The sequence below is a fragment of the Rhodohalobacter sp. genome (assembly GCF_041686455.1).
Lineage (GTDB): Bacteria > Bacteroidota > Rhodothermia > Balneolales > Balneolaceae > Rhodohalobacter.
On sequence record NZ_JAWLDW010000037.1, the window covers coordinates 1 to 1,763 of the forward strand.

At 40.7% G+C, this 1,763-nt stretch carries 5 protein-coding genes; all 5 read left to right on the top strand.

The features are described 5' to 3' along the window. Positions 1–18 precede the first annotated feature (18 nt). Positions 19–171, top strand: coding sequence for a hypothetical protein (locus ACESM0_RS06485; protein WP_372904844.1), 153 nt, complete (start codon positions 19–21; stop codon positions 169–171). Between the two features lie 182 nt (positions 172–353). Then, positions 354–554: a DUF6940 family protein gene (locus ACESM0_RS06490; RefSeq protein WP_372904846.1), complete on the top strand. Its 201-nt coding sequence runs from the start codon at positions 354–356 to the stop codon at positions 552–554. 205 nt (positions 555–759) lie between these two features. Further along, complete coding sequence (locus ACESM0_RS06495) at positions 760–1,002, top strand: type II toxin-antitoxin system Phd/YefM family antitoxin (RefSeq protein WP_372904809.1); 243 nt, start codon at positions 760–762, stop codon at positions 1,000–1,002. Then, positions 999–1,265 (top strand): Txe/YoeB family addiction module toxin, encoded by a 267-nt coding sequence (locus tag ACESM0_RS06500; protein WP_372904811.1) that lies wholly within the window; start codon positions 999–1,001, stop codon positions 1,263–1,265. The genes ACESM0_RS06495 and ACESM0_RS06500 overlap by 4 nt, the downstream gene beginning before the upstream one ends. A 136-nt stretch (positions 1,266–1,401) precedes the next feature. Further along, a partial coding sequence (locus ACESM0_RS06505) for a GNAT family N-acetyltransferase (RefSeq protein ID WP_372904813.1) occupies positions 1,402–1,763 on the top strand: 362 nt, incomplete at its 3' end.

Below are 1,763 nucleotides of genomic sequence, written 5' to 3' on the forward strand. Positions count from 1 at the left end.
CCCCGAAAAGAAGATGGCATCTGGGCAAAATACTGGTATCACAATGTGCATCGTTCCACGGGCTTCAGAGCCTATAAATCAAAGAGTGAAGAGGTTCCGGAGCATTTGCAGGATCTGCTGGAGGAATGTCAGGAGGCTTATGAGGAATTACTCACCCATTCCGAAGGTTAAATTTTGGGCTCCGTCTGACCACTTTAGCAGCATTAGCCTCTTTAGATAAGAATAGAAGTGGTCTGACAAATAAAAAAAACATGATAAGATTTATGTAGAATACGCTTGAACTTGAATCAACAAAATCTAACCTAAAGTTCAGTTTCACAGAAGAGGGAAGTACCATTTCAAACCAGCAATTTCTGCAGCTGCTTGAGAATGAAGGCTTCTTTCGTTCTTTTTACAATGAGTTTTTGGTCGGACTTGGATATGAGGCTTTTTTCCGGGAAAACAGACCTATGATGAAATCGAACCTGGATGCGAAGTATGAATGCAATATCATCAATACGGATTTCCTGTCTGGGAAATCGCCGGATGTGCAAACCTTCCGTAAATGTTTTTAAGTAGACCGACGAATGTGACCTTTCCAAATCTGGGCAACGATGCACAACTCATTGCTATTAATCGGCAAAATCAGATCTTCTGCGAAAGACAGGGTGGATTGAGCCTTGTCGTGTAATTATAAGTTATGCTGCCTTATCTCAAAAGTTGACAATATGTACGTAATCGCGTACGTTAATGAAAGAGCATTAATTAATTCATATCACCATGAAAACACTTACAGCTACTCAAGCTCGCAAAGAAATTTATCGATTGCTCGATGAGGCATCTGAAACACACAAACCAATCCAAATCACCGGAAAGCGATCAAACGCAGTTTTGATCAGTGAAGATGATTGGCGAGCTATTCAAGAAACACTTTATCTGAGCTCTATTCCTGGAATGCAGGAGTCTATCGTTGAAGGAATGAATACACCTCTTGAGGAAACCGAAGAAGAACTTGACTGGTGAGTAACTACAAACTCGTTTATACCAAACAGGCTAAAAAGGATGCGAAGAAAGCCGCTTCATCAGGGTTAAAATCAAAGATCGAGGACCTACTTGAAGTTATTAAGGAAGATCCTTTTGCAGACTATCCTCCCTATGAAAAATTAGTTGGAAATTTGGAAGGGGCCTATTCACGAAGAATCAATATCCAACATCGCTTAGTGTATCAAGTCTACGACAAAGAGAAAGTTGTTAAAGTAATCAGAATGTGGACTCATTACGATTAGCCGTTATCATAACAATGGCTTCGTGCTGACTAATTTAGTCAACGAAGCTGAATAACAAAACACAGGCTGGCAGCACAAGCCAAGAGACTTTTTCTTAAAAAATCATAGTAATTCCGATCACCTTAGAGGAATAAACATGAATCACAAGGTTCTGAATAAAAACAGCCGGGAAGAAGTGACAAATCTCTTTAGGTCAGCTTTCTCCGATTCAGAGGGTGAAAGTGAAGGTCGGCTGATTGGCAATCTTGTATCAGAACTATCTTCAAACATAGATAATCAGGAAATCATCTGTTTCGGCACCTTTGAAAATGGATCCATCATTGGGTCGATTTTCTTTACTCGTCTTCAGTTTAAGGAGGATATTCGGGTTTACATGCTTGCACCTGTTGCAGTTAGCACAAACCGTCAGGGAAAAGGCGTTGGTCAGAAGCTCATCAAGTACGGTCTTAACGATCTTAAAAGCCGGTCCGTGGATGTCGTTACCACTTATGGCGATCC